This is a genomic window from Myxococcus sp. AB025B (assembly GCF_006518215.1).
Lineage (GTDB): Bacteria > Myxococcota > Myxococcia > Myxococcales > Myxococcaceae > Myxococcus > Myxococcus fulvus.
Genome location: NZ_SRLW01000507.1, coordinates 1 through 3,960, shown reverse-complemented (window position 1 = coordinate 3,960; position 3,960 = coordinate 1). Strand labels below are relative to the sequence as shown.

The following is a 3,960-nucleotide window of genomic DNA, read 5'->3' as shown; positions in this document are numbered from 1 at the left end:
CGTCGCTCAAGACGTTGCCCATCCCCCAGGCGGACTCCACGTCCTACCCGGGCGTCAACGTCTCGGCCCTCCCCTTTGGCCGCTTTTCAGGGGACCTTCATTGGCCGGTTTTGGGTGACCACTGAGGCACCTTTCTCTCACGCGAGCTGGCGAACACCGCCGCGCCCCGTCCTCTCTGAGCCCCGTGGATTACCTCACGCAGCGTGGCGCGCCAGAATCCGGCTCGCTGCTGGACTCCGCACGGCCTGCAACATCCCTTCCCGGCAACCAACGCGCTCGTCGCGACCGCGCTCTCCATCAACCACTTCGCTCAGCAACACTTGGAGTCCCACTGGTAGTTGAGGAGGATGTGGAGGTGGTCGAGCACGTCCTGATGGAGCAGGTGCGTCTCGTCGAGGAGGAAGACGGGGTGGACGCGCTCGCGACCGAGTTCCTCCACGTGGCTGGACACGGCGTAGAAGACAGCGGCGGCGGCGGACGGGGTGAGCCCGAGGGCCAGACACAGCTGGCGGTAGAAGTCGCGGCGGCCCAGCGTGGCGTTGTGGCAATAGGTGAGGCGGAAGCCCGCCTGGGGAAGCCGGTGACGAAGCGCGCGCAGGACGCACGTCTTGCCGACGCCGGGCTCGCCCACCAGCATGACGCTCTGCCGCTCGCGCACGGCTTCGCAGAGTTCCTCGACGAGGCCCGTCTTGGAGGCCGGCAGCCAGAGGTCCGCGTCGGCAATCTCCTTGGAGAAGGGCGCCTCGGAGAAGCCGAAGTGCACGAGGCTGGCCGGGCAGCGGTGTGCTCAGCCCGTCGCATGGGCGTGGGGACGCCCTGGTCGGGCCGCGGTGGGTCAGGGCTGGTGCTGCACTCGGACAACGGCGGGCCGATGAAGGGCGCCACCATACTGGCCACGTTGCAATGGCCGCGCGGTACACCGTCCTTCTGCCGGCCCCGTCTCTCGGAGGACAATGCTTTCTCCGAGGCACTCTTCCGCACGCTGAAGTGTCGCCCCAGCTTTCCTCAAAGGCCCTTCGCGTCCGTCGAGGACGCGCACGTCTGGGTGACGCGCTTCGTGGACTGGTACAACACCGAACACCGACATTCGGCCAGCCGCTTCGTCACTCCCGCCGACAGGCATTTCCGGCGCGAACCCTCGATACTCGCTTGGCGCCACCAGATGTACTGGCGCGTGCCCGACGCCGTCATCCCGAGTTCATGATGCTCTTTGCTGCATGCGCAGTCCCGTCGAGGATAGGGGCGCACTGGACGACAGCTGTCAATCCCAGCATTGCTTGCTGAAAGAGTTCGTTGTCCCTGAAAAGACCCGGAGGCCCGTTTTGGGTTTGATGCCCTGTTTTGTTTGATATAGCCTGGAGTGCGCCCTGGCTCTCGACAGGTAGCGCCTGTGGCAACATCGCCTAATCAGCCAATGAGGTCTCGCTTGAAGAATATCGCCATGCTCGCCGCTGTCGCCATGTTGGGCTTTTCGCTGCCTTCCAGGGCTGCCTCTACTACTGGGCAGACCATTTCCCACATCCGCATTGACTCAAGCGGCAAGGGAATCATCTTCTTGACGCTGGCCGTCTCCGGAAAGCCTGCCTGTGGCGCTATTTTAGGGAGTGGATGGGCTTTTGACACCAATACCGCCGGCGGCCGAGCGATTCTGTCCTCGATTACGTCTGCCAAACTCGCAGGCCGGACGGTGGATATCGTTGGCACTGGGGCGTGTGGCATCTATGGCGGAAACGTCGAAGACGTCCAAGAACTCGTGGTGAGATGAATTCGACGCAGAGCGAGTGTGCGCATGAGACAACTCTATCGCCGAATTCTCACGGCAGCGAGTCTGGCAGGGCTACTGCCACTCTCCGCTTGCGAGCCCGTGCTTGAGCATGGTGTCATACACGACGACGCCATGGCGACTCGCGACGCCGATATCTATTACGACCAATACGCACTCTGGTGGAGTTCCACCAGTGGAGAGACGCCCATTTCCGTGTGTTGGGAGTCGTCTGGCTGGCCTCGTGAGAAAGGTATCGTCCGGGATGCAGTTCGAAGGACATGGGGGTTTGCTGGTTACTTCAATTTTACAGGCTGGGGCGATTGTACCTCTGCCTACTCCGGAATCCGGATTGCCATCTCAGACGAAGGGCCGCATGTAAAGGGTCTGGGGACCAATATTCAGGATGTTGACGATGGCATGGTGTTGAATTTCTCGTTCAACAACTGGGGCACCTCGTGTCAGAGTTCAGTCGATAGCTGCATTGCGAGTATTGCGGTTCATGAGTTTGGACACGCAATAGGGTTCGCTCATGAGCATAATCGTCCAGATACTCCCGCGAGCTGTGGAGACGAGCCGCAGGGGCACAATGGCACTGCAACCGTGGGCGCGTGGGACTTGTCGTCGATCATGAATTACTGCAACCCCATTTGGAATAACAATGGGGAGCTGAGTGCTACTGACGTGGAGGGTGTTAGGCAGGTGTATCGTATCGGTCCCACGTTTGTTGCGGCAATCTCTGCTGCGACAGCATTCTGACGGAGTCCTGCAAAGGATGTGCTCAAGAAGACTAGCTCGCGCAGCCTGCTGAGTTCATGAGCGGAGAGCCTCGTGGTGTCCTGCTGGCACCACGGGGTGTTTCCGCCGCAACGGATATGTTCAGGGCTCTCGGTTGATCATCGTGCGGGCACGGCAATCTGTCAGATCGAGCAACTCTCCGAAGTTCATGAGGCGAGAGTTCTCAACAGCTCTTACAGTTCCTAACGAAAGTGCGGACCGGGCTGGTCAGCGGCAAGTGTCGTCTCCAGCTTGAAACGCATGGTCCGTGAACTCGTTCCCGATGCCTTCTGGCAGCGCGTGGGGCCCCTGCTGCATCCGCCCCGGCCCAAGAAAAAGCTGGGGCGTCCTCGGGCGGACGACCGGGCAGCGCTGGATGCCATCGTCTTCGTGCTGAGGATCGGCATTCCGTGGGAGATGCTGCCTCGCAAGCAGTTAGGCCTGTCGGGCATGGCGGCCTGGCGCAGGCTGGAGGAATGGACCCGAGCTGGCGTGTGGGAAAAGCTCCAGGAGCGACTGCTCGATGAACTGGGGCTAAGCGGCAAGGTGGACTTCTCCCGTGCCTCCATCGACTCCTCGTCGGTCCGGGCGTCAAAAAAGGAGCCCTCACGGGCCCAAGCCCGACGGATAGAGCGAAGGCGGGTAGCAAGCATCATCTTCTCGTAGAAGCCCTCGGCCTGCCGCTGACCGAGTCCGTGACGGCGGCCAACGTGCACGACACGCACGAACTCTTCCCGCTTGTCGACTCCGTGCCCGCTGTCCGGATGCCGTCGGGTCAACGCAGATTCCGGCCCGCGAAGCTCCATGGCGACAAGACCTACGCGTCCAGGAAGAACCGGCGAGGGCTTCGCCTCCGTGGCATCGCCGCTCGCATTTCCCGTCCATGCGTTGAGTCCAAGGAGCGGCTCGGGCGCTACCGCTGGGGCGTGGAGCGCACGCTAGCCTGGAAGAACCAACTGCGCCGCCTTCGCGTCCGTGACGAGCGCAGGGACGATGTTCACTTCGTTTTTCTCGTCCTCGGCTGCTGCCTTATGCTCCTACGCCGCCTCTGCCCTGGTGTTTGTTAGGGGCTGTAAGATCGAGAACTCCAGCCCAGTCCTTCAATGTCGGTGGCGGAAAAAGGGGGGCCGCCGCCCGGCACAAGGAGTCAGTGTACGTCCAGGCCCACGCTCACCCATGGACGACGTCGCAGCTTCGGAATCTCAGGGTGTGCGCTCATCGCGTCCCATGTGGCTCGAGGTGTCGATGTGCGACCATCGCTCTATTCATGGGTCACCAACGATTTCCCAGTCTGCTGAAGTGGACCCCGTTTTTTGGACCACCCCCATCTTTGCGTTTTGAGCCGACTCCCACGTAGGAGAACGGCCATGAAGCAGAGGAACAAGAAGCGGTTCGACCCGGAGTTCAAGGCCCGCGTGGCG

General features: G+C 61.7%; 4 protein-coding genes and 1 pseudogene. 4 read left to right on the top strand and 1 reads right to left on the bottom strand.

The annotated features are described in order from the left end of the window. Positions 1-310 precede the first annotated feature (310 nt). Positions 311-763, bottom strand: a complete 453-nt coding sequence (locus tag FL311_RS41735) for an ATP-binding protein (protein WP_141333174.1) — start codon at positions 761-763, stop codon at positions 311-313. Positions 764-838: 75 nt separating this feature from the next. On the opposite strand from FL311_RS41735, the pseudogene FL311_RS41730 reads away from it, so the two are divergent. From FL311_RS41730 to FL311_RS41715, 4 genes and pseudogenes are all read left to right on the top strand, one after another. Next, positions 839-1,168, top strand: a pseudogene (locus tag FL311_RS41730) (integrase core domain-containing protein); the annotation flags it as partial. Between the two features lie 258 nt (positions 1,169-1,426). Continuing rightward, positions 1,427-1,765: a hypothetical protein gene (locus FL311_RS41725; RefSeq protein WP_141333172.1), complete on the top strand. Its 339-nt coding sequence runs from the start codon at positions 1,427-1,429 to the stop codon at positions 1,763-1,765. A gap of 24 nt (positions 1,766-1,789) precedes the next feature. After that, positions 1,790-2,521: a M57 family metalloprotease gene (locus tag FL311_RS46390; protein WP_368668621.1), complete on the top strand. Its 732-nt coding sequence runs from the start codon at positions 1,790-1,792 to the stop codon at positions 2,519-2,521. Between the two features lie 279 nt (positions 2,522-2,800). Further along, a protein-coding gene (locus tag FL311_RS41715) for an IS5 family transposase (RefSeq protein ID WP_141333175.1) occupies positions 2,801-3,606 on the top strand; the annotation gives its coding sequence in 2 pieces (ribosomal slippage) (positions 2,801-3,122 and positions 3,122-3,606; 807 coding nt in all). The last annotated feature ends 354 nt before the right edge of the window (positions 3,607-3,960 follow it).

Bases quoted from the DNA above. Each gene is read 5' to 3' on its own strand.
- FL311_RS46390 (WP_368668621.1), top strand. From the start codon at position 1,790: ATGAGACAACTCTATCGCCGAATTCTCACGGCAGCGAGTCTGGCAGGG.